The organism is Guyparkeria sp. (genome assembly GCF_041687595.1).
In the GTDB taxonomy this organism is placed as follows: Bacteria; Pseudomonadota; Gammaproteobacteria; order Halothiobacillales; family Halothiobacillaceae; genus Guyparkeria.
Genome location: NZ_JAWLBP010000023.1, coordinates 1 through 26,098, shown reverse-complemented (window position 1 = coordinate 26,098; position 26,098 = coordinate 1). Strand labels below are relative to the sequence as shown.

The 26,098-nt window shown below is 65.6% G+C and carries 25 protein-coding genes and 3 tRNA genes; 12 read left to right on the top strand and 16 right to left on the bottom strand.

Annotation, left to right across the window (positions count from 1 at the left end; translation table 11 throughout):
- Positions 1-40 precede the first annotated feature (40 nt).
- Complete coding sequence (locus ACESL5_RS05350; RefSeq protein WP_372591753.1) at positions 41-964, bottom strand: histone deacetylase family protein; 924 nt, start codon at positions 962-964, stop codon at positions 41-43.
- A gap of 76 nt (positions 965-1,040) precedes the next feature.
- Positions 1,041-1,940, bottom strand: a complete 900-nt coding sequence (locus tag ACESL5_RS05345; protein WP_372591752.1) for a universal stress protein — start codon at positions 1,938-1,940, stop codon at positions 1,041-1,043.
- 104 nt (positions 1,941-2,044) lie between these two features.
- Between ACESL5_RS05345 and ACESL5_RS05340 the strand changes: the two genes are divergently transcribed.
- The 3 genes from ACESL5_RS05340 to ACESL5_RS05330 are packed head-to-tail and all read left to right on the top strand — an operon-like array spanning position 2,045 to position 4,324.
- Entirely contained in the window at positions 2,045-3,580 is a 1,536-nt protein-coding gene (locus ACESL5_RS05340; RefSeq protein ID WP_372591751.1) for a DUF1538 domain-containing protein, read from the top strand.
- Positions 3,577-3,924, top strand: coding sequence for a P-II family nitrogen regulator (locus ACESL5_RS05335; RefSeq protein ID WP_372591750.1), 348 nt, complete (start codon positions 3,577-3,579; stop codon positions 3,922-3,924). The genes ACESL5_RS05340 and ACESL5_RS05335 overlap by 4 nt, the downstream gene beginning before the upstream one ends.
- Positions 3,914-4,324, top strand: coding sequence for a CBS domain-containing protein (locus ACESL5_RS05330; protein ID WP_372591749.1), 411 nt, complete (start codon positions 3,914-3,916; stop codon positions 4,322-4,324). Before ACESL5_RS05335 ends, ACESL5_RS05330 begins: the two co-directional genes overlap by 11 nt.
- Before the next feature lie 31 nt (positions 4,325-4,355).
- Here the strand turns inward: ACESL5_RS05330 and ACESL5_RS05325 are convergent, their stop codons facing one another.
- On the bottom strand, positions 4,356-6,077 hold the full coding sequence (locus ACESL5_RS05325) for a potassium/proton antiporter (RefSeq protein ID WP_372591748.1): 1,722 nt from the start codon (positions 6,075-6,077) through the stop codon (positions 4,356-4,358).
- 158 nt (positions 6,078-6,235) lie between these two features.
- A complete protein-coding gene (locus tag ACESL5_RS05320) occupies positions 6,236-6,538 on the bottom strand; it encodes a hypothetical protein (RefSeq protein ID WP_372591747.1) in 303 nt (100 codons plus the stop codon).
- Positions 6,539-6,668: 130 nt separating this feature from the next.
- Here ACESL5_RS05320 and ACESL5_RS05315 point away from each other — a divergent pair, with 130 nt between their 5' ends.
- Positions 6,669-7,550 (top strand): WYL domain-containing protein, encoded by an 882-nt coding sequence (locus ACESL5_RS05315; RefSeq protein ID WP_372591746.1) that lies wholly within the window; start codon positions 6,669-6,671, stop codon positions 7,548-7,550.
- 71 nt (positions 7,551-7,621) lie between these two features.
- Here ACESL5_RS05315 and ACESL5_RS05310 read toward each other — a convergent pair whose 3' ends face one another.
- The 9 genes from ACESL5_RS05310 to ACESL5_RS05270 form a co-directional block, all read right to left on the bottom strand.
- Positions 7,622-8,626 carry a M48 family metallopeptidase gene (locus ACESL5_RS05310; RefSeq protein ID WP_372591745.1) on the bottom strand — a complete coding sequence of 335 codons (1,005 nt, stop codon included), beginning with the start codon at positions 8,624-8,626 and terminating at the stop codon, positions 7,622-7,624.
- Between the two features lie 11 nt (positions 8,627-8,637).
- Positions 8,638-9,234: a LemA family protein gene (locus tag ACESL5_RS05305; protein ID WP_372591744.1), complete on the bottom strand. Its 597-nt coding sequence runs from the start codon at positions 9,232-9,234 to the stop codon at positions 8,638-8,640.
- A gap of 223 nt (positions 9,235-9,457) precedes the next feature.
- The gene (locus tag ACESL5_RS05300) at positions 9,458-10,390 is read right to left on the bottom strand and encodes a sulfurtransferase (RefSeq protein ID WP_372591743.1); all 933 of its coding nucleotides are present in this window, start codon (positions 10,388-10,390) and stop codon (positions 9,458-9,460) included.
- Between the two features lie 66 nt (positions 10,391-10,456).
- The gene (locus tag ACESL5_RS05295) at positions 10,457-11,629 is read right to left on the bottom strand and encodes a porin (protein ID WP_372591742.1); all 1,173 of its coding nucleotides are present in this window, start codon (positions 11,627-11,629) and stop codon (positions 10,457-10,459) included.
- A gap of 100 nt (positions 11,630-11,729) precedes the next feature.
- Positions 11,730-12,374, bottom strand: a complete 645-nt coding sequence (locus ACESL5_RS05290; protein ID WP_372591741.1) for a Crp/Fnr family transcriptional regulator — start codon at positions 12,372-12,374, stop codon at positions 11,730-11,732.
- A gap of 205 nt (positions 12,375-12,579) precedes the next feature.
- Positions 12,580-13,329 (bottom strand): NYN domain-containing protein, encoded by a 750-nt coding sequence (locus tag ACESL5_RS05285; protein ID WP_372591740.1) that lies wholly within the window; start codon positions 13,327-13,329, stop codon positions 12,580-12,582.
- Positions 13,330-13,576: 247 nt separating this feature from the next.
- A tRNA-Pro gene (locus ACESL5_RS05280) sits at positions 13,577-13,653 on the bottom strand.
- A gap of 55 nt (positions 13,654-13,708) precedes the next feature.
- Positions 13,709-15,331 carry an EAL domain-containing protein gene (locus ACESL5_RS05275; RefSeq protein ID WP_372591739.1) on the bottom strand — a complete coding sequence of 541 codons (1,623 nt, stop codon included), beginning with the start codon at positions 15,329-15,331 and terminating at the stop codon, positions 13,709-13,711.
- Between the two features lie 103 nt (positions 15,332-15,434).
- Positions 15,435-17,762, bottom strand: a complete 2,328-nt coding sequence (locus tag ACESL5_RS05270) for a response regulator (RefSeq protein ID WP_372591738.1) — start codon at positions 17,760-17,762, stop codon at positions 15,435-15,437.
- Between the two features lie 95 nt (positions 17,763-17,857).
- Between ACESL5_RS05270 and cysM the strand changes: the two genes are divergently transcribed.
- From cysM to rlmD, 3 genes are read left to right on the top strand one after another with little or no spacing between them, the layout of a single operon-like run.
- Positions 17,858-18,760 (top strand): cysteine synthase CysM, encoded by a 903-nt coding sequence (gene cysM, locus ACESL5_RS05265; RefSeq protein WP_372591737.1) that lies wholly within the window; start codon positions 17,858-17,860, stop codon positions 18,758-18,760.
- A gap of 14 nt (positions 18,761-18,774) precedes the next feature.
- The gene (locus ACESL5_RS05260) at positions 18,775-19,143 is read left to right on the top strand and encodes a hypothetical protein (protein ID WP_372591736.1); all 369 of its coding nucleotides are present in this window, start codon (positions 18,775-18,777) and stop codon (positions 19,141-19,143) included.
- 43 nt (positions 19,144-19,186) lie between these two features.
- Positions 19,187-20,536 (top strand): 23S rRNA (uracil(1939)-C(5))-methyltransferase RlmD, encoded by a 1,350-nt coding sequence (rlmD, locus tag ACESL5_RS05255; protein ID WP_372591735.1) that lies wholly within the window; start codon positions 19,187-19,189, stop codon positions 20,534-20,536.
- A 15-nt stretch (positions 20,537-20,551) separates the two neighbouring features.
- Here the strand turns inward: rlmD and ACESL5_RS05250 are convergent, their stop codons facing one another.
- Positions 20,552-21,487, bottom strand: coding sequence for a prenyltransferase (locus ACESL5_RS05250; RefSeq protein WP_372591734.1), 936 nt, complete (start codon positions 21,485-21,487; stop codon positions 20,552-20,554).
- 140 nt (positions 21,488-21,627) lie between these two features.
- Between ACESL5_RS05250 and ACESL5_RS05245 the strand changes: the two genes are divergently transcribed.
- The 3 genes from ACESL5_RS05245 (at position 21,628) to ACESL5_RS05235 (ending at position 22,489) form a co-directional block, all read left to right on the top strand.
- Positions 21,628-21,718 (top strand) — tRNA-Ser (locus ACESL5_RS05245).
- Positions 21,719-21,786: 68 nt separating this feature from the next.
- Positions 21,787-21,877, top strand: a tRNA-Ser gene (locus ACESL5_RS05240).
- A gap of 318 nt (positions 21,878-22,195) precedes the next feature.
- Positions 22,196-22,489 (top strand): hypothetical protein, encoded by a 294-nt coding sequence (locus ACESL5_RS05235; protein ID WP_372591733.1) that lies wholly within the window; start codon positions 22,196-22,198, stop codon positions 22,487-22,489.
- Positions 22,490-22,601: 112 nt separating this feature from the next.
- On the opposite strand, the gene ACESL5_RS05230 is transcribed toward ACESL5_RS05235, so the two are convergent.
- Complete coding sequence (locus ACESL5_RS05230) at positions 22,602-23,432, bottom strand: mechanosensitive ion channel family protein (protein ID WP_372591732.1); 831 nt, start codon at positions 23,430-23,432, stop codon at positions 22,602-22,604.
- A gap of 166 nt (positions 23,433-23,598) precedes the next feature.
- Complete coding sequence (locus ACESL5_RS05225; protein ID WP_372591731.1) at positions 23,599-24,213, bottom strand: OmpA family protein; 615 nt, start codon at positions 24,211-24,213, stop codon at positions 23,599-23,601.
- A gap of 245 nt (positions 24,214-24,458) precedes the next feature.
- Between ACESL5_RS05225 and mtnA the strand changes: the two genes are divergently transcribed.
- Both mtnA and ACESL5_RS05215 read left to right on the top strand, forming a co-directional pair.
- The gene (mtnA, locus tag ACESL5_RS05220) at positions 24,459-25,493 is read left to right on the top strand and encodes an S-methyl-5-thioribose-1-phosphate isomerase (RefSeq protein ID WP_372591730.1); all 1,035 of its coding nucleotides are present in this window, start codon (positions 24,459-24,461) and stop codon (positions 25,491-25,493) included.
- Positions 25,494-25,795: 302 nt separating this feature from the next.
- A partial coding sequence (locus ACESL5_RS05215) for a DNA gyrase subunit A (protein ID WP_372591729.1) occupies positions 25,796-26,098 on the top strand: 303 nt, incomplete at its 3' end.

The window sequence follows — 26,098 nt, the reverse complement described above, 5'->3', positions numbered from 1 at the left end:
GCGGATTTCCGCCTCCAGTGCATTGAGCTCGGGCGGGTGGTCAGGCGTCATCCAGGGCCTTGAGGTGCGCCAAAATCGAGTCTTCCAGGGCCTCGAGGTGATAGCCGCCCTCGAGCAGGGAGACGACCGGCACGTCCTTACCCACGGCCGCGATGGTCTCGCGGGTAATCCAGGCGAAATCGTCTGCCACGAGCACCGTGCCGCTGAGTGGATCGTCCTTGTGGGCGTCGAAGCCGGCGGAGAACAGCAGCAGCTGCGGGCGGAAGGCAGCCAGCCTCTCGAACCAGCCGGCCTCGCGGATGGCTTCCCGGAAGGCCGCTCCGTCCGAGAGGTTTCTCAGCGGGGCCGGCAGGCAGTTGTCCGCCAGCGGCGGGATGCCCGAGTGGGGGTAGTAGGGGTGCTGGAAGCTCGAGCAGAAGAGCACCGGTTTCGAGCCGGCGACGATCTCCTCGGTGCCATCGCCGTGATGCACGTCGAAGTCCACGATCGCCACCCGCTCGATACCCCTCCGCCGTATGGCGTGATAGGCAGCGATGGCGATGTTGTTGAAGATGCAGAAGCCGGCCGGTCGGCAGGGCCCGGCATGGTGGCCGGGTGGCCGGGTGGCGCAGAAGGCGCGCCGTTCCGGGCCTTCGAGCACGCGGTCGACCGCTGCCATTGCGCCCCCGGCCGCACGCCGGCTGGCATCCAGCGTGTAGGGGTTCATGGCGGTGTCACCGTCGACGCGCAGGAAACCCTCGCTGGGGGCCTGGTCGAAGATCGCCTGGACGTAGCGAGGGTCGTGGGCCAGTTCGTAGTCGGCCTGCTCCGCGGCGGGCGCCTCGACCCGGCGGTAGCGGTCCGCCGGGAGTCGTCCGATGGCGGCCTCGGCGGCATCCAGTCGCTCCGGGCGCTCCGGGTGCCCCGCAAACACGTCGGGGGCGTTCTCGTGCCGGCGGCAGACCGGGTGGCTGTAGATGAGCATTTCTGTGTCTCCCCGTGCCTTCGTGAGAGTGGCTCGAATCAAGCCGTCCCTGGCGTGGTATCCGGATTCGTCCGGGCTAGATCCCGGTTTCCCGTCTCAGTACCGTCATCACGTCCCGCTTGGATTCGCGCAGGATGTGCTGGGCGACGCTGCCTAGCATCAGGTGACGGACGCCGGTCGAGCCCTGGGTGCCGCAGACGGTCAGGTCGGCATGGGCGTCGTTCGCCGCGTCCACGACCGTGGTGCCGGGGTGGCCGGCGATCACGCGGTACTCCGGTTCATGGTCACTGGTGACGCCGGCGGCCGCGGCGAACTCGCGCAGGCGGTCGGCGAGCGCTTCTTCCTGTTCGCGACGGATGCGCTCGTAGGTATTCGCGTCGATGTAGGTCTCGAACCAGGTCTCGTAGGCGTGCACCAGCGTGAATTGTGCACGCGGCGCCCAGGCCAGGGCGGTTTCCAAAGCCGCCTCGCTGGGCGCGGAGAAATCGATCGCCACCACCACCTTCTGGTACGCGTGGGTGGGTTCGGACTTGGCGACCAGCACGGGGACGGTGCTCTCGCGGACGATCTTCTCCGCGGTGGTGCCGAGGAACCAGTCCCGCACCGCGTGCCGGCCGTGGGCGCCGATGACGATCAGGCTGCAGTCCCGGCTGTCGGCCATCTCGGCGACCACCTCGGCCGTTCGGCCCAGGCGGGCATGTGCGTCGATCTCGGGGGGCGCTTCGCCAAGCGCCTTGGCTCCCTGCCGGGCCTGGTCCTTGAGGTTCGCCATTGCTTCGCGAAGCAGGTCGCGGCGCAGTTCGTCCGGGTCGAGATCGCCGCTCTTGACCACCCACCATAGGGGTTCTTCCTGGATCACGTTCAGCGCGATCAGCGGGGTGCCTGACGCCAGGCCTAGCTGCAGAGCGCGTGTCATCGCCAGATCACTGTTTTCCGACAGGTCGCTGGCGATCAGTATCGGGTGGGGCTTGGTCATGGAGGCTCCTCGGTCCGTCTTGGCTTTCCGGCAAAGATAACACTACGATGTTAGCCGCGTCGTATTCGTACCGCAGACGTCCGCCGGGGCAAGGGAGCCTGCGCTTGACCGATCTCCGCATCTTCTGGGAAACCCTGCTGCACGCGGGACGGAACCTGCTTCCGATCATCGTGGTGGTGGCAGTTTTCCAGTGGCTGGTGTTGCAGAGCGTGCCTGAGGGGCTGGGCAGTATCGTCGTCGGTCTGGCCATCGTCGTGGTGGGCGTGGCGCTGTTCCTCCAGGGGCTGGAGATGGGCATCTTCCCCATCGGCAAGAGTCTGTCGAACGCCTTCGCCCGGCGCGGCTCGCTGCCTCTGCTGCTGGCATTCGGCTTCTCGTTCGGCTTTGCGGCAGTGATCGCCGAGCCGGCCCTGATCGCCGTGGCACAACAGGCCGAGGCCATCAGCAACGGCCACATCGAGTCGCTCACCTTGCGCCTGATCATCGCCTCCTCGGTGGGGCTGGTGGTCGCCCTGGGCGTGATGCGCACGGTGCTGGGTCTGCCTTTGCACTGGTTCATGATCGGTGGCTACCTGCTCGTGGTTACGGTGACCTGGTTCGCTCCGCCGGAAATCGTCGGGCTGGCCTACGACTCCGGCGGCGTGACCACCAACATCGTCACCGTGCCGCTGATCGCCGCGCTGGGCATGGGGCTGGCCGCGTCGATCAGCGGGCGCAGCGTGCTCGCCGACGGCTTCGGCCTGGTGGCGCTGGCGGTGATGGTGCCAATGATCACCGTGCAGGCCTACGGCATCTACGTGTTCGAGATTCTCGAGGTTGATCTGTCGGCCTCGGCCGCCGGCTTTGACGCGGAGGCCGGCGCAAAAGAGGTGAGGCTGGGCGTCAGCGCGATCCTCGGCGACCTGCTCACCACCGTGCGCGACGTGTTGCCCATCATTGCCGCCGTGCTTTTCTTTCAACTGGTGGTCCTGCGCCAGCGCATTCCGCACGCCAGGCGCGTGATTGTCGGCTTCCTGCTGGTCGTCCTGGGGCTGTACGCCTTCGTGTTGGGATTGAAGCTGGGCCTGTTTCCCATCGGCGAGCGCATGGCCGAACAACTCATCGCCCGCGACAACGTCGTCTTCCTTTACCTGTTCGCGTTTGCCATCGGTTTTGCCACCACCATGGCCGAGCCGGCGCTGATCGCCATCGGCGACCAGGCCGAGCAGGCCGCCCGCGGCGAGATCCGCGCCAGTGTCATCCGCATGCTGGTGGCGCTGGGGGTGGCCATCGGCATCACCATCGGGGTGCATCGCATCCTTGCCGGCGACTCGATCCACCACTACGTGATGGGCGGCTACCTGCTCGTGATCCTGCTCACCCTGATCGCCCCGCGCTACATCATCGCCCTGGCCTACGACCTGGGCGGGGTGACCACCTCCGAGGTGACCGTGCCGCTGGTCACCGCGCTGGGCATCGGTCTGGCCACGCAGATCGAGGGGCGGAATGTACTGATCGACGGTTTTGGCCTGATCGCCTTTGCCTCGATATTTCCCATCGTGACGGTGCTTGCCTACGCCACGGTGGCCGATCTTGCCTACCGGATCCGGGTGCGCCGAGCCGCGTCCGACGAATCGACTGGAGAAGGAGTGGAATCATGAAGTTTTCGGTTTTGGTCGCCATGCTCGCCGAGGACATGGAGGAGCGCGCCATCGACGTGGCCAAGAAGGCCGGTGCGGGCGGGGTTACCCTGCTCAATGCCCGCGGCATCGGTGCCGAGGAGAAGAAGACCTTCTTCGGCCTGACCTACGAGGGAAGCCAGTCGGTCCTACTGTTCGTCCTCGAGCGATCGCTGTCGTTGAAGGTGATGAAGGCCCTGACCCACGAACTCGAACTCAAGGAGCATTCCAAGGGCGTCGTGTTCACGGTGCCGCTGGAGCATATCGCCGGCATCGAGACCGGACAGGTGCAACGATTCCAGGAGAGCGTGAAAGATGACATCTGAGCAGACACCCCGCCTGGTGGGGGACATCATGGTCACGGACGTGGCCACCATCTCGCCGATGGCGAGCCTGCGCGAGGCACTGCGCGAGATGCGTCGCTGCCGGGTCAAGGCCCTGGTGGTGGAGAAGGCCCATGCCCATGACGCCTTCGGCATCCTCACCTACACCTCCATGCTCAAGACCATTGTCGCCGAGGAAGGGGACATCGATCTGGCGAATGTCTACGACGTGATGAGCAAGCCGGCCATCTCGGTGCCCGAGGGCATGGAGGTCAAGTACGCGGCCAGGTTGATGGTTTCCCAGGGCATCCGCCGGGTGATCGTGCTGCGCAACGACGAGCTGGCCGGCATCGTCACCATGAGCGATATCGTCGGGTCGATCCTGGAGCTGGCCGACGACTGAGGCCCCTGCCGCCCGAGGCGGGTGCGGGCACCTACTGGCGGAACTTCAGGCCCACCTGCGTGATGGTCGGGCCGTCCATCTCGCGCACCGTCAGGCGCACGCGATCCAGTTCGACCGAATCGCCTACCACTGGCGGATTGCGCAGCAGGGCCTTGATGGCCTCGTCGAGGGTCGCCTCGCGCAGTTCCTCGGGCGGCTGGATGCCGTAGACGGCGGCGAGATCCGCGACCTTCGCCCCGCCGCGCAGCGAGAAGGCGCCGAAGAAGGTTCCCTCGACCAGTGCCGTGGTCTTGCGCCGCTCGCCAGAGAAGAACCGGTTGAGATCAGCGATCATGTCCTCGGGGATGATGGTCAGCACGATGTCTTCCGGCTGGAAGGTGAATCCGGGTTCGGGCTTTCGCAGCGCGAGATTGCGCACCACGCCGGCGATGGTCACCGACTCGCCGAAGGGCATCCGCTCCGGCCCGGCGCCGTGGGCATCCGTGTGCTCGCCGACCACGAACTGCACCATCTCCAGTCGGGGTTCGATCGGCAGGTTCAGGTCGGTGCGCTGCTTCGGCTCGGGGGCTGGCGGCAGTTCCACCTTGAGCAGCCGGGCGGCCAGCGAGACGCTGCTGCCCTGGATCAGCAAGGATGTGATCACCACCACGTAGGCGATCTCGAAGAAGATCTCCGCCCCGTCGATGCCGTAGATCATGGGGAACAGGGCCAGCACGATCGGCACCGCACCGCGCAGGCCGACCCAGGCGATGAAGGTGGTCTCTCGCCAGCTGAAGTGGAACGGCCACAGCCCGATGCCGATGGCGACGGGCCGGGCGACCAGCAGCAGGGCGAAGGCGAGGATCAGTGCGGGCACGATGTTGTCCACCACCGCACTGGGCGTGACCAGCAGACCCAGGATCAGGAACATCCCCGCCTGTGCTAGCCAGGCCAGCCCGTCCATGATGCGCAGGACGTGGAAGATGCCGCGGTTTCTCGCCGTGCCGATCACCAGCCCAGTCAGATACACCCCGAGAAACCCGCTGCCGCCCAGCCCGTTGATGATGGCGAATGACAGTAGCCCGCCCGAGGCGATCAGCAGGGCGTAGAGCCCCTCGGCCAGCTGGATGCGCCGCAGCACCTCCCGCAGGATAAAGCCGAACACCACGCCCAGCACCGCGCCGATGCCGAACTGTTGCAGCAAAAAGACCAGGATCCAGGGGTCAGCCAGCGACTGCCCACCGCTGATTACCTCCAGCAGCGTGATGGTGAGGAAGATCGCCATCGGGTCGTTGATCCCCGACTCGATCTCCAGCGTCGAGCCCACCCGCTCGTTCAGCCGCGTTCCACTCCCCTTCAGTAGCGAGAACACCGCCGCAGCGTCCGTCGAGCCGACGATCGCCCCCATCAGCAGGCCGTAATACCAGTCGAAGCCCATCAGCCAAGTGGCCAGGGCACCCATGGCCCCCGCGGTGATCATCACGCCGACGGTCGCGAGCGACAGGGCGGGGCGCAAGGCCACGCGGAAGGTGCGGATATGCGTGCGCAGCCCGCCGTCGAGCAAGATGATCGCCAGCGCGATATTGCCGATCAGAAAGGCGGTCTGGAAGTCTTCGAACTCCACCCCACCGATGCCGTCCTGCCCGGCGAGCATGCCCACGCCGAGGAAGATCAGCAGCAGCGGAAAGCCGAAGCGCGACGACGCCATCCCCGCCAGGATGCTGGTGAACAGCAGCAGGGCGCCTATCAGGATGAACGAGTTGGTCGCGTCCATGGCATCGTTGATCCGAAGTGGGCGGGATAGCCCAACTATACGCGAGGCCGATGGTCGAGCGGAGGGCGTCGGCCATCATCACGGGAGCGAGCCCCGCTCGTGAAGGCCGCGATAGCGCCCACCCCCGGGGGATGTCCCAGGCGTCGGGTGTTCTTCGCTCAGGTCGCGGCAGCGAGAAAGGCGGGAGGCCCAAGTGGCGGACGCGAGGCTGGCGAGCTCCGCTCCGGAACGGCGGGCAGAGGAAATCGCGCATCGATTTCCCTGCGCACGGCCGCCTGTTCCGGCAACAGGGGTAGGTGACCGCTGGCGAGCATCTCCAATGCATCGTTTAGGCCCAGGTGGTCGAGATGCTCCCGCGGACTCTCGAGGAATTCCTCCAGGTCGAGGCCCGTGCCGGACAGCCGGCAGGCACGGAACACGTTGGCCCAGAATTCGATCACTTCATCGGCGTAGGTATGCATGCTCGCTTCCCCCATTGGTTGAATGCCTACAAAAGTGGCATGTCCAGAGAGTATGCATACAAAAGAGACGTGTCAACAAAATCACGTCAATTTAATTGACACGCATGGTCGGGGGCGGACAATGGAGGCCATGAAGCCATCAGACACTGCCAATGAAACCATCGACGCCTTGAAGTGGGACCTGCGCCAGAGGCTCAAGCTGCTCGAATGCACCCTGCTGCTCACCGGCTGGGTGCGCACCGGTGCGCTGACCGAGAGCTTCGGCATCAGCCGGGCTCAGGCCTCCAAGGATTTTGCCGTCTACCAGTCCCTGCGGCCGGGGAACCTCGTCTACAACAAGTCACGCAAGTATTACGAGCCGGCGGCCGATTTCCGGCCGGCGCTGCTCTCGGGAAAGACCTCGGAAATGCTGGAGGTGCTGGCCGCCATGCGCGGCGTCGACAGCCCGGTGGTCGCGCTGGCGGCGGCCGGGCCTGACGTGGAGGTGCTACGGCCCATGGAGCGCGAGCTGGACCTGGCCGTGTTCCGTGCGGTGAGCGCCGCGGCCAGCAACGGGCACCGGGTGGCCGTCACCTACCAGTCGATGAACCGTCCCGAGCCGGTGGATGTGGTGCTCTCGCCGCACACCCTGGTCTACAGCGGCTTTCGCTGGCACGTGCGGGCATTTAGTGACGGTCACGGGGAATACCGCGACTTCGTGCTGGCACGCATGCGAACGGCCCTCCCACTGCCCGAAGAGGAGGGCGTGCCCGGGAAAGAGGACAGGGACTGGCACGAGGAAGTCGTGCTGGAAGTGGGCGTGCACCCGGAACTGCCCGAGCCACAACGGACCGTGATCGGCGCCGACTTCGGCATGGTCGACGGGCGGATCCGTTACCCGGTTCGCCGTGCAATGGTGCCGTACGTCCTGCGGCTGATGCAGATCGACCCCGAGCGGGAACACCCCGACCCGAAGGTCCAGCAGATCCGGCTGCTCAATCCCGAGGAGATCCGTCCGTTGCGCTGGGATTGAGCCGGGGAGGTGAGCGACACCCGAAGGTCGTCAACGTCGATCGCCGGAACCGGCACGGGCCGGTCGGGGAGTCAGGTTGAGTATCGCCCTTCCAGCCGCTGGATGCGTTCCTCGAGAGGCGGGTGGGTGTCGAACAGGCGGGCACCGCCGGCGCGGAACAGGAAGGCGTGGTTCATCTCCGCGGCGGCATCGGACTCCACTCGTGACGAGGCGCCGCCCTTGAGTTTCTCGAAGGCGCTCTTCAGGCCGTCGGGATAGCGGGTGAACTGCACGGCGGAGGCATCGGCCAGGAACTCGCGCTGGCGGCTGACGGCCGCCTGCAGGATGCGACCGAAGAACACGGTCAGCAGCCCCACCAGCGCGATGGCCGCCGCACCTGCCAGCATGGCGATGCGCAGGCGGGCGTCTCGCCGTCCCGGTCCGACCCCGACGTGGAACCACCAGCGGGCGACGAAGAACAGGAAGGTAAAGCCGAACACCATTGCCGCCACGCGCACGGACAGCTTGATATCGCTGTTGGCGATGTGGCCGAACTCGTGGGCCACCACGCCGGCCAGCTCGTCACGGCTGAGATTGTCCAGTGCCCCCTGGGTCACGGCCACCGCAGCGTTCTCCGGCTTGGTGCCGGCGGCAAAGGCATTGATACCCGCTTCCCGGTCGAGCACGAACACACGCGGTCGGGGCATGGCGGAGGCGATCGCCATCTCGTCGACGATATTGAGGTACTGGCGCTCGGCCGGGCTGAGGCTGGTTTCGCCCGCACCGGTGAGTTCGCGGCCACCCAGCGACTGTGCCACCTTGGCGCCATCCGAGCGGGTGAACCAGCGAAACAGGGTGACCAGGAGAATGCCACCGCCGGTCAGCCCGGCGGCCCAGGCAAACGCCTCCCACGTTGCGTCCACCGGCATGGTGGATGGATCGCTGCCCTGAGCCGCCTGTGCCTGTTCACCGAGTGTCAGCCCGAGCCACATCAGCCCGCCCACGGTCGCGGCGGCGGCGAGAAGTAGCAACACGTACAGTCCGACCAGTATTCGGGTCTGCCGTCGAGCGAGGTCCTGTTGTTCGCGAAAATCCATGAGCGTCCGACTCAGAAGCTGACTTCAGGTGCCTTCTGGATGGCCTCGCTGTCCTCGAACTCGAGCAGTTGGGCATCCTCACCATGCCCGACCAGCTTGCCGATCACCACCGGCGGGAAGGAGCGGCGGTACTCGTTGTACTTCTGCACCAGGTCGTTGTAGGCCTGGCGGGCGTAGGCGACCCGGTTCTCGGTAGTGGCCAGTTCCTCGGCGAGCTGGCGCATGTTCGCATCCGCCTTGAGATCCGGGTAGGCCTCGAAGGTGGCGTTCAGTCGGCCCAGGCCACTGGTGAGCGCGGATTCCGCGCGCGAGAGCAGATCCATGGTTTCCGGGTTTCCCGGCTTCTCATGTGCGGCATCCACTGCCTTTTCGGCGGCGGCACGCGCCTCTGTGACCTCTTTAAGCACCGAGGCCTCGTGGTCCATGTAGCCCTTGGCCGTGTTGACCAGGTTGGGGATCAGGTCGTGGCGGCGTTTTAATTGCGTCTCGATCTGCGCAAAGCCGTTCTCGTACTGGGTCTGGTACGAGGTGAGCTTGTTGTAGAGGTAGATGACGTAGACGACAGCGATCACGACCAGCGCGATCACGATCCAGATCTCAATTCCCATGCGGCATTCTCCCTGCTGTACGCGACGCTCGTCGCGGCCCGTTGAATCGGATTGGTCCGAGTCCTCGAGTGTAACGCGAGACCGTCGCGCGGCGGGGGGTTTGTTCGTCGATGGTCCTTGAGGACCCGCGTCCGCGCCGGACCGAGGGAGTGCTCGCCCAAGAAAAAGCCGGCTACGGGAGCCGGCAAACAGGGGGAGAGTGGGCGAGCGTCATTTGGGGCCCTTAGAGCGCGTAATCCTCGTCGTAGGGTTCGTCGCCCTCGACGACCGGCAGGGTCAGGGCGTTGCCCCAGTGCGACCAGCCGCCGTTGTACAGACGCACGTCCTCGTAGCCCAGCGCCTTGAGTTGCATGTAGGCCAGGCTCATGCGAAAGCCGTCGTGGCAGTAGACGTAGACCGTCTTGTCCTCCGAAATGGACTCGTACATCGCCTCGAGCGCTTCGGTCGACTTCCACTTCTGCGAGCCACCGTCAGCGCCGTCGAGGCTGACGATGTTGATCGCACCGGGGATGTGCCCGCCCCGGATGGAATGCTGGATCACCTCGCCGGTGTACATGTCCACCGGCCGGGCGTCGAGCAGCACGACATCCTCGTCACGCCGGGAGACCACGTCGTCGTAGACGTCCGCCCATTCGACATACATGGCGTCGTCGGCCTCCGACAGCGTGACGTTGCCCGGCTCGTGGCTTTCGGCTTCCTTGGAGAGGTCGTTGAACAGCTCCCACTCGGTGGTACCGCCTTCCATCACCTTCACCTGCGACATGTCGAAGCCGTACAGCTCGAGCAGGTAGTACAGCCGGGAGGCGAGTGCCGTGAGGGAATCGTCGTAGACCACCACGGTGGAATCGTCGTTCACGCCCCATTCGCGCAAGCGGGCCTGGAAGGTCTCGCGCGACGGGAAGCGCATCAGCGGGGTGGCGTCGTTGTCGCCGAGGTCCTTGAAGCGCTGGACCTGCACCGCGCCGGGAATATGCCCGACGGTGAAGTACCGGTGCGGGTGGTAGCGCACCTCCATGACCACGACATCGTCACGGTCGATGTTTTCCTCCAGCCAGACCGAGTCGACGATGAATCCGGGTTTCGCCTGAGCCGCCGAGGCCACGCCCAGGGCCAGAATCAGGGCCATCAGGAGCCCGAGGGATTGGATTGCTTTCATGTGGATTGCTCTGTTGCCTGTGTGCCGACGAGCGGGGCTGCCCCACGGCACGCCCCGCGCCAGGGGTTACCAGATCGATGCGCCGAACTTGGCATTCACGCCGACCGTGATGGTGTTGTAGCGGTCGTCGCCCTCGTCACGCGTCACGTAGGCGGCGAACAGCTCCGACTTGTCGGTCAGGTCGTACTTCGCGCCCAGGCTCCAGGTGTCGATGTCGCGGTCATTCCAGTATTCCGCGTCACGGTTACGGCCGTAGCTGGCGATCAGGCGGGTCGGACCGATCCGGTAGATGCCGTTGATGAACAGGTTCTTGCCCAGGCCGATGTCCTCGACGTCCTCGTACAGCCCGGCGACGGTGAACGGCCCGGTCCGGTAGCGTGCCGAGACCTGCCAGCCGGTGTCATTGGCCAGTCGGTCGTCGAGCACATCGTCGGCGTCGATGTCGATCACGTCTGCCGAGATCCGCAGGCCCTCGCCCCCGTAACGCAGGCCGGCGCCCATGGCGTCACCGCCCCTGAAGTTGGCCAGCGGTCCGCCGGCGTTGTGGATGTCCGCATCCTCGCCGTCGAACTGCGTCGAATACCAGACCGCCCCATGCACGCCGTTGAATCGCGGGGTGACGTATTCCATTGCGTTGTTGAAGTAGCTGGAGTGAAAGGCCGAGACCCCCTGCTTGCCCTTGGACTGTCGCGCCTGCGGGGCGTTGTCGGTCCAGGGGTCGATCTTGGTGTAGGTGCTCTTGTAGTGAACGCCCAGCCGCCCGGCGCGCAGGCTGCCCCAGCCTCCGCGCATGCCGGCATAGGCTTCGCGCCACTCGATCTCGTTGTCCACCTCGTCCGCGGCGCCGTAGCGCACTTCGGCCTTGTAGAACAGGTCGGTGCCGTCGAGCAGGGTCGGCATCGCGCCCTTGAAGCCCAGCCGCGAGGCGTTGCTCTTCAGGCCGGTGCCCTTGCTGCCGTCGCCGAAATCCCCGGAGTTGTGGTCGACGGAAAGGTGGACCCCGCCGTAGATGGAGAGCTTCTCGCCCTCGTTCATCGGTTCTACCGTGCCGGAGCCTTCGCCGGCCGTGCGGCTCGCGACCCGTTCGCCGCGCTCCTCCCGCGCCTCCAGCGTCTCGATCCGCTCCATCAGCCGCTCGACGGTGTTGCGCAGTTCTTCCACCTCGCTGTCGGCGAAGGCCGGCGTGCTGGAGACGGCGAGCGTGGCGGCGATGGACGTGGCCAGTAGTGTTCGTTTCATGCTTTTCCTTCCTCCTGGAATGGTTCCGGACCCGTTGGTTGTTTTTCGTGGTCCGGCGCTGGAAGCTACGTCAGGAGGAAAGGAAGAAACATGATTCAGATCATGTCGTGGGTTCCGTGGCCCGGGGAACCAGGCGCAGGCGTCGCCCGTCACGTTCGAGGCAACTTTCGGATTGCAGGTCGGCCAGCGTGCGATACAGGGTTTCCGGTTCCAGGCCGAGTTCGCAGGCCCACTCCTTCATGGGCACTTTCAATTCGACGTGTTGGCCCGGCGCAGTCTCGCAGGCCAGGTAGTGGACGATGCGATCACGGGCCTTCTTCAGCCGAAGCCGTTCCTGCCGGGAGCACTGCTTCCTGGCCTGTGCCGCGATAAGGCCGAACATTGCGCCGGCGAAGGGCCCCTGGGAGGCCATCGCGTCCTGAACGGCATCAACCGGCAGCAGGGCGACGCGCGTCGGTTTCATGGCAACCCCATCGCAGGCGTAGCTCATGGTGATCAGGGACGATTCGGCGAAGAACTCGCCTTTGCCCGCCCGCAGCATCACGCACTCGGTTCCCTCCGGATCAGTGCGCACTGCCTTGAGCTGGCCCTGCAGAACGAAGATCACGTGGCGGACGGATTCGCCCATCTTGAAAAGGCCTTCGCCTCGGCCCAGTTGCCGCAGACGAGCCTGAGCGATGAGATCCTCGGGGAAAAAGTCGGGAAATATCTGGCGATCGGCCAGCGAAAGGCTTGTTGTCGGCATGTCCGCACTCCATCGCGAAAAAACGGAATGCGCCCCGAGGGGCGCGATGGAACGGTGGACACGATATGTCTTTGGGCAGATATGGTCCAGTGTCGAACGGCGCGCTCTCCTTCTGGCCCGATGCTCGCCGGGTGGCGCGCAATTGAGGGGGGCGGCTTGCCAGGTCCTTTGCGTCGTAGATCAGGCGGGTCCTCGACAGGTTGTCTCAGGTCGATCCGTTCGCCCGCCGACGGGTATCCCGTACGAACACCCCGTTGTCACGTCGCTCGATGTCGAACAGGCCGATGGCCTCGAACAGCGAGCTGAGCTTGGTATAGCCGTAGTTGCGCGGGTCGAAGTCGTTGGCGGTCTTGTTCATGTAGCTGCCGACCGGGCTGAGGTTCGCCCAGCCGTTCTCGTCCGAGGTTGCCTCGATCGCTGCTCGTGCCAACCGGACCAGCGCCGTGTTTCCGCGGAGTTCCTTCTTGCCTTGCGGTCTGTGCGCCTCGGTGACGTCTTCCTCTTGGGGGGTCGTGAACACGTCGGTGTAGATGAAGCGATCACAGGCGGAGACGAAAGGCTTGGGTGTCTTTCGTTCGCCGATGCCGTAGACCTTCTGCCCGGACTCGCGCAGGCGGGCGGCGAGACGGGTGAAGTCGCTGTCGCTGGAGACGAGACAGAAGCCGTCGAAGCGGTTCGTGTACAGCAGGTCCATCGCATCGATGATCATGGCGCTGTCCGTGGCGTTCTTGCCCACGGTGTAGCGGAACTGCTGAATGGGCTGGATCGAATGATCCAGCAGTACTTCCTTCCACTTGCCGAGGTGGGGCGTGGTCCAGTCGCCGTAGATGCGCTTGACGCTGGCAATGCCGATCTTGGCCACCTCGGCCATCAGACCGTCGACGATGCCGGGATTGGCGTTGTCGGCGTCGATAAGGACGGCCAGTGATTGGTTGGGGTCATTTCCGTTTGCCACGTGAATCTCCTTTTCCGCGAACCGGGCGATCGCCGCAGCAGGGCGGCGACTGCTTCCACCGATTTAATGGCGGGTGGAGCGGGGAGTCAAATCGCGGCGCGTAGTTGGCCGATGAGGGCGAGTTCGAGGCGCCATGTGCTCCCTCGGTCATCCCGTTCAAACGGGGCGAGTGGGTGCGGGGCGGAACATTCGGGGCCGAAACGCAGAAGGGCCGCCCTCAACGGGCGGCCCTTCTGCGTTTTCTTGTTGGTCGGAGTGGAGGGATTCGAACCCCCGACCACCTGCACCCCATGCAGGTGCGCTACCAGGCTGCGCTACACTCCGAATCAGGGCGCGAAGCATAGCGCATTTCCGGGACCGGAGAAAGCCCGGCGCCGCTTCAGGCCCGGCGGGCCGCCCGGTTCTCGGCCAGACCCGCGGGGCGGACGATTTCCGGGTAACCGAAATGGAAGCCCTGTCCCCAGTCGACACCGATGTCGCGCAGGATGTCGGCGGTGCGCTGGTCGCCGATGAACTCGGCGACGGTGGTCAGACCCAGATCGTTCGCCATGGCCTGGATGTGCTGGACGATCTTGCGTGCCCGGGTGTTGTCGTGGATGTGTTCGACCAGGGCGCCTTCGATTTTGAGGAACGTGAACGGCATGTCGAGGAGGTAGCGGTAGGAGGAGTAGCCGCTGCCGAAGTCGTCGAGTGCCAGGCGCAGACCGAAATCGATCAACGGCCGCAGGGCCTCGAGGGCATGGCCGGTGTCGTCGAGCACTTCCCGTTCGGTCATCTCGAGAACCAGTGGCTTGGTTTGCCCGGGGCCGTCTCCCACGCAGTCGCAGGCGGTCTGGGCGGCCCGGATGATGTCTTCCATCAGCTCGGGGTGCTGCAGGAAGTCGCCGGATATGTTGACGAAATGCGCCATCGGGCGATGTCCGATGGTGGATACGCAGTTCGAGATCGTCTGGTGGATGATCTGGTAGTCGATGCGGTGGGCGATCTGCAGCCGAGCCGCCGCCTCTATGAAGTGCTGTGCGGGGATCACGTCGCCATCGGGGGTGATCATCCGTGCCAGGGATTCGTCGGCGACCTGCTCGCCGGACTCCAGGTCCACGATCGGCTGACTGGCGGCGACGATCCGGCCTTCGTGAAGGGCCCGGTCCAGGGCGCCTGCGGTGATGTAGACCGAAGGCTGGCGCAGATGGTCGGCGTCCACCACCCGGTCGCGGCCGCTACGCTTGGCCTGGTATACCGCGGCGTTGATCGCGCTGAGCGGGTCGCGGCCGGAAAAATGCGCCGGCTCGCCGGCATCCACGGCGGCGTGCCCCATGCTCAGGGTCACGGTGCCGATCCGGTGCGCATCGCCATTGAGCCGGATGCCCCGGGCGATCTCCCGGACCTGTTCGGCGATGCGGGCGGTGTCCGCGGCCAGGTCCGGGGGGATCAGCAGCATGAACTCGTGACCACTCCAGCGCGAGATGAAGGCTTCCCGCGGCAGCCGCATTCGCATGCCGGTGGCCAGTTCCCGGATGAGATGGTCGCCCACCCGGTTGCCCAGGTAGTCGTTGACGGTCTTTAGGCGGTCGATGTCGGCCAATAGCAGGCGGTAGCCGCTTTGGCGTTCCTCCTGCACCTGCCGGATACGGGCGATCATGACGCTGCGATCGGGCAGGCCGGTAAGCGAATCGGTATGCGCGACCGGGCGGTGCGCGTCGTCGAGGAGCACCAGGCGCCGGTCCTCGCCGAGGGGCGTGATGCGCAGGCGGATCCCAACGTCGTCGAGGCGGGCGGCGAGCACGGTCTCCAGGCCGCTGGCAAGGGCCGCCCACAGCGCCTGCGGCTCATCCAGCTCGAAGTTCTTTGCCGTGTCCAGCCGCAACGGGCGCCCCGCCGGGCTGTCCGGGAACAACGCGCCGGCACGCGGGCTGGCGCTGAGCACCTGCCCCTGGGCATCGCAGAGGAATACGATCGTGTCCTGTTTCCCTGCGCCGGCATGGACCTGGCTGTCCGCTTGCATCCTGTCGTCACCTTCCCTGAGAACCGCCTGCCCAGTCCCGGGCAGGGCGGGGCGATGCGCCCCCTGTCAGGTCAATCCTAGCAACGAATCGACGGGATCGGAATCAGCAGTCGCTGATGTTTCGGGCCGTTTCCCTGGACCGGTCGTTCCCATCGGGGACCGGGGTGGATTCGATGTCGTGGATGCTGTCGAGCAGCTCGTCGATCAGCCCGCGGATGCGGTTGGCGTCCTGGGATTGATCGAGGGCCGTTTCGAGGACGCCGGCGCGTTCCTGCAGGGCGGTCTCCCGGCAGCAGGCCGCCGCCCCGCGCAATTTGTGGGCCGCATGGCGGAGCGCATCAGGGTCGTCGGCCTGCTCGGTGAGCAGGCGCCGATAGCCGGGCAGTTCGTCGAGCAACAGGCGAGTGAGGAATGGGTCGCGGGTTGCCGCCGGGCGCTCCGATGCCGGCGTGGCGCGGGTGTGGTTGTGCAGCGGGAAGAACTCGCCCACGGCGCTGAGCAGTTCGCCGGCGGTGACCGGTTTGGTCAGGACGCGCTCGATGCCGCTGTTGAGCAGATCCTGGTGGACGTTGCCCTGGCGGTTGGCGGTAATCGCGATGATCGGGGTTTCCAGGTGGCGGGCCCGTTTCTTCAGTATGCGGGCGACCCCGGCGCCGGTGATGTCCGGCATGTGCATGTCGGTGAAGACGATGTCGATGTCCGCGTGGTCGGCCACTTCCAGGGCCTGCTTGCCGTTGCCGGCTTCGAGCACGGTAAAGCCCAGTTCACCGAGCGTCTGCGTCAGGTGGGCGAGGTAGACCGGATCGTCGTCGATCACCAGTGCCGTGCGCCCGGCAAACGAATACAGGGCATGGCGGCTCGATGCCGACGATCGTGCCTGACGTGGTTGTGGCCGGGGCTGGGCCTGGCGGGCGACATCCGGCCGGTCGGGCTTCGGCGCCAGCCTCGGCTGGGACTTGCCGGGAGCTGGTCCGGCGGTGTCGAGAATACGCTCCAGCGAGGCGGCCAGGGCGCGCCCCCGGATGAACAGGGGCAGGGTGAAATCGGCCCAGTGCAGTGGCCCGGCGGGACGCCCCCGGATCGTCAGGCGGCTCGCGAGGCCGACGACTCGACCGGCGAGCTTGACCCACTCGCTGAAGGCAGGATCCTTGTGGTGTCGTTCGACGATCCGCTCGTCGAGAAACAACAGGTCGACCGGCTGACCGAAGTCCGGTTCGACCTGGATGTCCGCGCCGAGGGAGGCGAGATTGCCCTGCCACGCCCGGCGATGCTGGGCGGAGGCGCAGACCACGCCGCAGAGCTTGCCGGAGAGCAGTTCGCCCGGTTCGGGCTCCCCGGTCAGTACCGGCGCCTCGAACACGGCGGACAGGCCCGTGCGGCCGTTCCCGGTGTCGAGCACCTCCAGCGTGGCGCCCAGGTGCTTGCCCACGGAGCGCATGATCCAGATGTCGATCAGGTCGTCGACCAGGAGGTCACCGAGCGAGTCCGACAGGCTCTGCCCAAGCCTGGCGGTGAGTGCCTCGCGGCCGAAGGAGTGGTCCTGGGAGCGCCCGTCCACCGTCAGGCGGAATCGACCGATGCTGTCGCCGCCCTCGGTGGTGTATTCGTCCTCGATCTGGAAGATGACCGCCGGCTCCTTGAGGTGGCCGATGCACAATGCTTCGTTGAGCTGCCGGTCGAGCAGGCGACGCAGCATCTGCGGGTCGAGGGCGATTTCCCTTGGCAGGTCCTGGTAGCCGATGAACTGCAGCACCTCGCCGTCGCTCTGGGCGGTGGTCTGCCAGTCGGCAACCATGTCCTCGCCGGTGGTGCGCGGGTTGACGCGGCCGTCGGTGCGCTTGAGCCGACCCGCGGAGATCTCGTGGTAGTCGATGATGTTCTCGATGGAAATGCGCAGCCGGTGGCTGGCGTGCCGCATGAGCTGCAGAGAGCGTGCCGGCTCCTGCTGGTCGACCGAGGCGGGCGGCGCGCACTGGCTGAGGCGCCGTTCCAGTGAGGCCAGCGAGTCGACGGCCGAGCGGATATGGCCCAGTGGCGTCACCCACTGCTGGTTGACCAGTTCCAGGACCGAGCCAGTGGTCAGCTGCATGTCCTCGGCCGGCCGGCTCCTCGGCGTCGGCGGCGGAGCGGAGGGTGTGTGGCGCGTCTCGGGCGGCAAGGCGAGGGGAGGCCCCTCTTTCCGTTGACGGCGTCGTCCGGCCCACCACGTTACCGCGGCAGCCAGCATCAACGCTGCCCACAGCGCGACCCAGGCTGTCGCCAGCCGCTGCAATGCGGAATCCCCCGGGACCAGGTGGCCGAATCGCGGCTCGAGCAGGAGTAGCGCCGGCGGGCCGAGGAGAACGGCCAGGGCAAGCAGCAGCGGGATCATCGAGGCGCCGAACTGGCGTCGACGTCCGGTTGCGCGCTGTTTGAGGGGGCGTGGGTTCACCGGCGGACCTTGTGGTTTGTGGCATACTCGGAGGCCGGGTTTTTCGGTAGTCCCGCCGCCGAAGACATTTCATCTGCAATCAGCCGGCAAAGCGTATGTTAGGTCACCGTCTTGATCAATTGATCGGTAACACGCCGCTGGTCCGCATCCAGCGTCTGGACGAGGCCGGTGCGGCCCGCGGGAACGTGATCCTCGGCAAGCTCGAGGGCAACAATCCCGCCGGATCGGTCAAGGACCGGGCGGCGCATTCGATGATCTCCCGGGCCATCGAGCGCGGCGATCTGAAGCCCGGTGACCGGCTGGTCGAGGCCACCTCGGGCAACACGGGGATCGCCCTGGCGATGGTGGCCGCGACACTGGGCATCCGGCTGACCCTGATCATGCCCGAGCACATGTCGATAGAGCGGCGGCAGTCCATGGCCGCCTACGGCGCCGAGCTCAAGCTGGTCTCCCGGGATGAGGGCATGGAAGGTGCGCGAGATCTTGCCGCGGACATGGCCGCTCGTGGTGAGGGCGTGGTCCTCGACCAGTTTGCCAACCCGGACAACCCCCGGGCCCACTACCTGACCACTGGCCCGGAAATCTGGGAGGCGACCGAGGGGCGGATCACGCATTTCGTCTCCGCGATGGGTACTACCGGCACGATCATGGGCACCTCGCACTACCTCAAGGAGCAAAACCCGGACGTGCAGATCGTCGGGGTCCAGCCGGGGGAAGGTGCGCAGATCCCCGGCATCCGCCGCTGGCCGAGGGAGTACCTGCCCCGCATCTTCGAGCCCGACCGCGTCGACCGCACCCTCGACATCAGCCAGCCGGAGGCCGAGGAAATGACTCGCCGACTGGCCCGTGAGGAGGGCGTGATGGCGGGTATCTCCTCCGGCGGGGCCATGGCCGCCGCGCTAAAGGTATCCGCCGAAGTAGAAAACGCCGTGATCGTGACCATTGTCTGCGATCGTGGTGACCGCTATCTCTCCACCGGGGTCTTCCCGGCCGGCTGAGGATGCGAGCGGCGGTGCCCGTTTTCCTGGCGTTGTGGGTCGTGGTCACCTCCGCCCATGCGGATGCGCCCTCGTCCGCCATGTCCGTTTTCCACCTGTGCGGCGAGCGGGTCGAGGCCGTGCGCCTCGTGCCCACTGGCGAAGGCGCCGTCGTTCACCTGCGACTGAGCGAGCCGGCCGCGCGTGAACTGGTGAGGGCGTCCGGCTCGGATGTGCCGGTCGAGGTGCGAGCCGGGGAGGCGCCCTTCGCGCGCTTCACCGTTCGCGATGCCCTGAAGGATCAGCCGTCCCGCCGGCTTGAAAGCGCCAATGGTTCCGTGGCTCAGGCCCGCGCCCTCGTCCGGGCCGTGCAACGTCCTTGTCCACCGACCGAACCCCGTTGAACCCGGAGCGTCAGCTCGTCTCCGGATCCCGAGAGTGAATTCCATGGCGCGACGCAAGCGCATCAAGCAACTACCTCAGGGCGAGTTTCCTGCCCATATCGAGTCACTGACCCTGGAGGGGCGGGGCGTGGCCCACGTGGATGGCAAAGCCACGTTCATCGGCCGGGCCCTGCCGGGGGAGGACGTGCGCTTCGTCTACCGTGACCAGCGTCGTCATTTCGACCTGGGTGATGCCGTGGCCGTGGATAAGCCCAGCCCCGAGCGGGTCGAACCCGGTTGTTCGCACTTTCATGTCTGCGGCGGCTGCGCCATGCAGCACCTCGCGCCGGAGGCCCAGGTGCGCCACAAGCAGGCGGCGCTGTTCGAGCAGTTAAAGCGGATCGGCCGGGTCGAGCCCGAGCGGATTCTCGAGCCGCTTTCCGGGTCGGTCTGGGGCTACCGGCGCATGGCGCGACTGGGCGTGCGCTTCAATCGCAAGCAGGGGCGCGTGCTGGTCGGTTTTCGCGAACTCGGTAGTTCCCTGATCGCGGATATCGACACCTGTCCGGTGCTCGACCCAAGGGTGGGAGAAAAGCTCCCCGCGCTGGCCGAATGTATCGGAGGCATGTCGGCGCGCCGGGATATCCCGCAGGTCGAGGTCGGTTGCGGTGACGGTCATTGTGCCCTGGCTTTCCGCCACATGAAGCCGTTGTCCGAGGCCGATCGCGCCCGGCTGGGCGCTTTCGCCGACGAGCACGGCTTCGCCATTTTCCTGCAGGCCGGCGGTCCGGACACGCTGGTGCCTCTGGAGGAGGGGGCGCGTGATGTGTACCCGTCCTACCGCCTCGATCCGTTCGATGTCGAGATCCGCTTCTCGCCGCAGGATTTTGTCCAGGTCAATGCCGACATCAACCGCCGTATGGTGGAGCAGGCGATCGATTGGCTGGACGTGCAGCCCGGCGACCGGGTGCTGGACCTGTTTGCCGGGCTGGGCAACTTTTCCCTGCCGCTGGCAAGGGCGACGGGGCCGACCGGATCGGTGACGGCCGTCGAGGCTGACGAAGCGATGGTGGCCCGGGGCAAGGCCTCGGCCCAGGCCAACGAGATCACCAACACCCGCCACGTGGTGGGCAACCTGTTCGAGCCGGACGAGGCGAGCCCGTGGCTGCGCGAACGTTACGACCGGGTGTTGCTCGATCCGCCGCGTGCCGGGGCGCGCGAGATGGTGCCGGTGATCGCGCGGATGGCGCCGCGGCGGATCGTGTATGTCTCCTGCCATCCGGGTTCGCTGGCGCGCGACGTCGGGATGCTGGTGCAAGAGCATGGCTACCGCTTGCTGGCGGCGGGCGTGATGGACATGTTTCCGCACACCGCGCACGTCGAGTCGATGGTGGTCCTCGAGGCGGACGACTGAAGGACGACGCGGGGTTCAGTCCAGCAGTAGGCCGACAGCGGTGAGGGTTCCGAACAGCAGCGTGGCCGCGATCGTGGCGCGGATGGGCGGGGCCAGACGTTCCGGTCGCTCGGCGTCCTGCCAGAGACGTCGTAGGGCGTAGACGGTTAGCGGCAGGGCGGCCAGGGGCAGCAGCGCCGTGGTCGGCAGGCGGTCGGTGGCGACCAGCAGCATGGGTGTGGCGTAGGCCAGCACGGCCGTTCCCACGTAGATCCATCGTGCCCGGCTGCGGCCCAGGCGTACCACCAGGTGACGCTTGCCGGCCTGCCGGTCGGCGTCGGCATCCGGGAACTCGTTCAAAAGGAGCAGGTTGACGGTCATCAGCGCGTAGCCTGCTCCTGCCCAGGCGGCACCTGTGCCGAGCGTGCCGCGCTGGACCAGGTCGGCCCCCATCGGCATGAGCAGCCCGAATCCAAGTCCCACCGTGATCTCGCCGAGCCCGCGGCTGTTTAGCGCGAGCGGCGGCGCGGAGTAGGCCCAGCCCAGCAGGGCCCCGGCCAGTCCCAGCCAGAGCAGCGGCAGGCCGGCCCGAGTGAGCAGCGCCAGACCGATCAGGGCGGTCGCGGCGTAGAGTAGCCAGGCGAGTCGTTGCGTCTGTTCGGGGCTGAGTGCCCCGTTCTGGATCATGCGGCTGCCGCCGGTGAACGGGAACAGTCGGTCGGCATTGTCGGCATCAGTGCCGTTGCGCGCGTCGTGATAGTCGTTGTCCACGTTCACCGCCGCGTGGAAGGTCAGGGCGCCGAGCAGTGTCAACGCGGCTAATGGTGCATCGAGGGGGCGCTCTCCTGTCGCGACCGCGAGACCGATGCCCACGCCAACGGCCGCGAGCAGCAGGAAGGCCGGCCGAGTGGCCAGTAGTGTGCGTACCAGTGGTCGTCGAACAAGCCGGTCTGCATCGGGTTCTCTGGGCATGGATCCTCGTCTCGTGTTGAGGTTGGGCATTGCTTGCACGCCGCCGCATTAGATCACGGGATTGTCGGAGAAAAGACCATTGCCAGCGACCGACGGTTTGGTTAGAATCTGCGCCCTTGCTGACCGACGGGTCAGAAAACGGAGAGGTGTCCGAGCGGTCGAAGGAGCACGCCTGGAAAGCGTGTGTACGGTAACCCCGTACCGAGGGTTCGAATCCCTCCCTCTCCGCCAGTTACAGTAAGCCCGGGCTTTTCGGCCTGGGGTATGACGACACGGCTTCGGCCGTGTCGTTCCCGTTTGGAGAGGTGCCGGAGCGGTCGAACGGGGCGGTCTCGAAAACCGTTGACCCCCTCGCGGGGTCCCAGGGTTCGAATCCCTGCCTCTCCGCCATTTGCAGGCACGAAAAGAGCCACCGGAAACCCGGTGGCTCTTTTTGTTTCCGGCCCGTGAATCCTGCCACCGGCGCCCCCTTCCTTGATCGTTGCCGGGTGGTGGCGAGATTGTCCTTACCTGTTGCGAGGCAGTCGGCGTCATCCGCTTGCGGGCCAGTTTGTCGGGCGGTGGGTCTGTTCACCGAACCGGTGATGATGAACCATTTGCCGATGATTGAACTTTCCTGAATCTCTGGGTTCATAGTGTATGCATGCATAAGTAGATTCTATCCTTGCATGCGTGAACGAATGGTCACTGTAACCAGAGGTGAAAACCATGATGAAGAAGATTGTCCCCGCTGTTCTGGCAACCGCCGCTTTCCTGACTTCGGGCGTCGCGCTCGCGGATCACAACTCCCCGTTCGGTGAAGGCTGGGCGAACATGCCGAATGACGTGCACAACACCCGTCTGGACACCCGGGACGACAACGACGCGTTCGTCAGTTTCGTCCGTGGCGGCGGCGGTTCCGACTCCGTCAACCGCTTCTCGACCGACACCACCGTGGCTTCCGGCGGTGGCATGGGTGGCGGCATGGGCATGGGTGCCGGCGCAGGACGCGGCGGTCGCTAATAGCGACGGCACATGACCGGCTCGGGGCGATTGCCCCGAGCCTGACCAACCGAATACGAGAAAGCCCCGCAGTGCGGGGCTTTTTGCATTCCGGGTCGTCGGTGGGGCGAGATCAGGAAGACGTGGCCTTTGCCGGCTCCCCTTCGTCCCCGGTACCGCTGACGACGAGCTGGGGGAACGGGATGGTGATGCCATTGGCATCGAAGGTTTCCTTGATCTGCTGCTGCAGGTCGGACTTGATCATGGGCATATCGGAGGCGCGGACCCAGGGTCGAATGATCAGGTCCACGCTCGACGCGCCGAACTGGTCGACCAGGATGACCGGTGCCGGCTCCTTGAGCACGCGGTCGTCCTCTTCGAACACCTGCATGATCAGGTCCTTGGCGCGAGCGATGTCATCGTCGTAGTCGATGCCCACCGAGAGGTCGAGGCGACGGGTATCGCGCACGCTGTAGTTGGAGATCGCCGCCGTGTACAGCTCTGAATTGGGGGCGATCAATTCGATGTTGTCCGGGGTGTTCATGCGCGTGTGGAAGATGCCAATCTCGTTGACCGTGCCCATCAGGCCGCTGGTGATAATGAAGTCACCCGCCTTGAAGGGGCGGAAGATCAGAAGCATCACGCCGGCGGCAAAGTTTCCCAGTGAATCCTTGAGGGCAAGGCCGACGGCGATGCCGGCGCCGGCGACCAGGGCGACCAGCGAGGTGGTGTCCAGTCCGAGCTGGGAGAGCGCCGCAATCGCGACGAACAGCAGGAAGGCCGTCCGGGTGATGGCGACAGCGAACCCGACGAGCATCTTGTCGAGCCCTCTGCTCGACAAGAGCCTGTTCAGCCAGGGGGCGCCCAGCTTCGCAATGTAGTGGCCACCGACCGCGATGGCGACGGCTATCAAAATCTTGATGATCCAGGGCAGCAGGTAAACGGAGAAAAAGCCCTCTTCCATGGTGATCCCTCATTGGTGTTGTTGTATCGAGTGCAGGGAGGCTTGCTCCCTTGTGCGGGCAGTATAGGGGGCGATCGCGCCTCTTTCAGTTCCCTTTTTATTTTATGCCCACAAACAAAAACACCGCCCGAAGGCGGTGTTTGTCGTGGCGTCGTGAATCGACGATTTACTGGGCAGTGCCCTTGGTCGTGATCTCGACGCGACGGTTCTTGGCGCGGCCTTCGCGGGTCTCGTTGGTCGCGACCGGCTCGAGCTCGCCGCGGCCTTCGGTGTTGATCACGTTGGCCGGAACGTCCTTGGAGATCAGGTAGTCCTTGACGGTCGCGGCGCGACGCTCGGACAGGCCCTGGTTGTACTCTTCGGTACCGATGCTGTCGGTGTGACCGACGACTTCGATCTCGGCGATCGAGTTCAGGTCGCCCATGTCACGGACCAGCTGATCCAGGGTGTCCCTGCCTTCCGGCTTGAGGTTCGACTTGTCGAAGTCGAAATAGGTGTCCGCCTTCAGGGTCACCTTCTCGGCCTTCGGCTCCGGGGGCGGCTCGACGACCGGCTTCGGCGCCGGAGCGACTTCCTGCTTGACCAGCTCGGGGTTGCAGGCCTCGATCGCGGTGTCCTCGTTGAGCACGCCGTGGTTGTTATACAGGCACGGGCCATGGCCGGTCATGACCGGATTACCGTTACTGTCGTAGACATACGGGTCCATGCCGCCCGCGAGGGTTTGGCCAGAGAAGGCAAACGTGGCTGCGACGGAAGCAGCGATCACGGTCAGTTTCTTCATCTGTGAATCTCCTTGTTTCTCTATTTAGGTCAGAGAGATGACATTGGGTGTCGCTAGGGTTGCGCGATTCAGATCCTTTGGCGATTGAATCTATGAGAAATAGTAGTCGTCCTATCCGGCAAAGTGCAAAAATAGCGCCCTTTGGTTTTCATCCCGGACAATCTTCGCCGCGAACGACTGTCCGGATGTCTGTTTTTCGGTGAATCGCACGGCGATTCGTGATGTATCAATTCAGGTGCCTGGTAATGCTCAAACCATTGTTATACAAGGGAAAAGAGCTAAATGTGCTGGACCAGAGGAAGCTGCCGCACGAGGAGTCCTGGGTTTGTTGCAAGGATGCAACAGACGTGGTGAAAGTGATACGCCAGATGGTGGTCCGTGGCGCCCCGGCAATCGGTATTGCGGGGGCGTACGGCTACCTGCTTGGGGCCCATGCTGCGTTGGCCAACGGTGAGGGTATCAGCCCGGCGGGCCTGGAGCCCGTCTATCGAGAGCTTGCCGCGGCACGACCGACGGCGGTCAATCTGGTCTGGGCACTCGATCGCATGGCTTCCCGGCTGGACCGCGAGGCGGCCGAGTCGCCGGCGGGTCGGGTGGCGGCGCTGGTCGACGAGGCGCAGGCCATCGACGCCGAGGACCTGGAAGCCAATCTCCGGATGAGTCAGGCCGGGGCGGCTCTCGTCTCTCCCGGCAAGGCTGTGCTCACTCATTGTAATACCGGGGCACTGGCCACGGGCGGGCAGGGCACTGCGCTCGGCGTGATCCGCGATGCGTGGGCGGCCGGGCGTATCGAGGAGGTGTTCGTCGACGAGACGCGCCCCTGGCTGCAGGGTGCACGGCTGACCGCCTGGGAGTTGCAGCAGGAATCGATTCCCTACCGGTTGATCTGCGACAGCGCCGCGGCGAGCGTGCTGGCCAGTGGTCGCGTGGGGTGGGTGATCGTCGGGGCCGACCGGATCGCCGCGAACGGGGATACGGCCAACAAGATCGGCACCTATTCGCTGGCGGTGCTGGCGCGGCATCATGGGGTGAAGTTCATGGTGGTCGCGCCCACGTCCACCATCGATCGGTCCTGCCCGGACGGAGCGGCGATCGAGATCGAGCAGAGGCCGCCGGAGGAAGTGCGGTCGCTGGCCGGCCAGCCGGTGGCGCCGATCGACGCGCCGGTTCACAATCCGTCCTTCGATGTCACGCCCGCCGGTCTGATCGACGCACTGGTCACGGAAGCGGGTGTGCTGCAAGCCCCCGACCGCGCGGGGATCGACTCCCTTTTTCGATGACGAGTGCGTCGGATGGTGACTGCTGACGGGGCACTCGCCACACATGCGGGGATCGTATTGCCGGAGACCCGTCGGTCGGTCGTCCGCGGCGCCGGGGCGGTCGTCCCTTGTGGTAACATGATCCGGTTCGGAGGGGCTGCTCGATCCGATCCGGCCCGGCGACGCGCCGGGAGTCCCTCGGGGCATGCCCGGCGGCTGGTCGGCAGGTCATCGAACCTTGCCGTGAGCGCCGGGTCGGCCCGGCACGACATCGCCGCTCACATGCGGATCTACAGGACATTCGTGGGTACCAGGACACTCGCATGACTCAGTTCGCTCAAGAAATCTTCCCGGTCAATCTCGAAGACGAGATGCGGCAGTCCTATCTCGATTACGCCATGAGCGTGATCGTGGGGCGTGCCCTGCCGGATGCCCGCGACGGCCTCAAGCCGGTGCATCGTCGGGTCCTCTACGCCATGCGGGAACTGGGCAACGAGTGGAACAAGCCCTACAAGAAATCCGCGCGCGTCGTGGGTGACGTCATCGGTAAGTATCACCCGCACGGGGATTCGGCGGTCTACGACGCGCTGGTGCGCATGGCGCAGGACTTCTCCATGCGCAACATG

Coding starts and splice junctions, on each gene's coding strand:
- cysM (WP_372591737.1), top strand. CDS start 17,858: ATGTTAGGTCACCGTCTTGATCAATTGATCGGTAACACGCCGCTGGTC.
- rlmD (WP_372591735.1), top strand. CDS start 19,187: ATGGCGCGACGCAAGCGCATCAAGCAACTACCTCAGGGCGAGTTTCCT.
- ACESL5_RS05310 (WP_372591745.1), bottom strand. CDS start 8,626: ATGGATTTTCGCGAACAACAGGACCTCGCTCGACGGCAGACCCGAATA.
- ACESL5_RS05330 (WP_372591749.1), top strand. CDS start 3,914: ATGACATCTGAGCAGACACCCCGCCTGGTGGGGGACATCATGGTCACG.
- ACESL5_RS05350 (WP_372591753.1), bottom strand. CDS start 964: ATGCTCATCTACAGCCACCCGGTCTGCCGCCGGCACGAGAACGCCCCC.
- ACESL5_RS05275 (WP_372591739.1), bottom strand. CDS start 15,331: ATGCAAGCGGACAGCCAGGTCCATGCCGGCGCAGGGAAACAGGACACG.
- ACESL5_RS05250 (WP_372591734.1), bottom strand. CDS start 21,487: ATGCCCAGAGAACCCGATGCAGACCGGCTTGTTCGACGACCACTGGTA.
- ACESL5_RS05305 (WP_372591744.1), bottom strand. CDS start 9,234: ATGGGAATTGAGATCTGGATCGTGATCGCGCTGGTCGTGATCGCTGTC.
- ACESL5_RS05235 (WP_372591733.1), top strand. CDS start 22,196: ATGATGAAGAAGATTGTCCCCGCTGTTCTGGCAACCGCCGCTTTCCTG.
- ACESL5_RS05315 (WP_372591746.1), top strand. CDS start 6,669: ATGAAGCCATCAGACACTGCCAATGAAACCATCGACGCCTTGAAGTGG.
- ACESL5_RS05290 (WP_372591741.1), bottom strand. CDS start 12,374: ATGCCGACAACAAGCCTTTCGCTGGCCGATCGCCAGATATTTCCCGAC.
- ACESL5_RS05225 (WP_372591731.1), bottom strand. CDS start 24,213: ATGAAGAAACTGACCGTGATCGCTGCTTCCGTCGCAGCCACGTTTGCC.
- ACESL5_RS05230 (WP_372591732.1), bottom strand. CDS start 23,432: ATGGAAGAGGGCTTTTTCTCCGTTTACCTGCTGCCCTGGATCATCAAG.
- mtnA (WP_372591730.1), top strand. CDS start 24,459: ATGCTCAAACCATTGTTATACAAGGGAAAAGAGCTAAATGTGCTGGAC.
- ACESL5_RS05345 (WP_372591752.1), bottom strand. CDS start 1,940: ATGACCAAGCCCCACCCGATACTGATCGCCAGCGACCTGTCGGAAAAC.
- ACESL5_RS05325 (WP_372591748.1), bottom strand. CDS start 6,077: ATGGACGCGACCAACTCGTTCATCCTGATAGGCGCCCTGCTGCTGTTC.
- ACESL5_RS05295 (WP_372591742.1), bottom strand. CDS start 11,629: ATGAAACGAACACTACTGGCCACGTCCATCGCCGCCACGCTCGCCGTC.
- ACESL5_RS05335 (WP_372591750.1), top strand. CDS start 3,577: ATGAAGTTTTCGGTTTTGGTCGCCATGCTCGCCGAGGACATGGAGGAG.
- ACESL5_RS05300 (WP_372591743.1), bottom strand. CDS start 10,390: ATGAAAGCAATCCAATCCCTCGGGCTCCTGATGGCCCTGATTCTGGCC.
- ACESL5_RS05320 (WP_372591747.1), bottom strand. CDS start 6,538: ATGCATACCTACGCCGATGAAGTGATCGAATTCTGGGCCAACGTGTTC.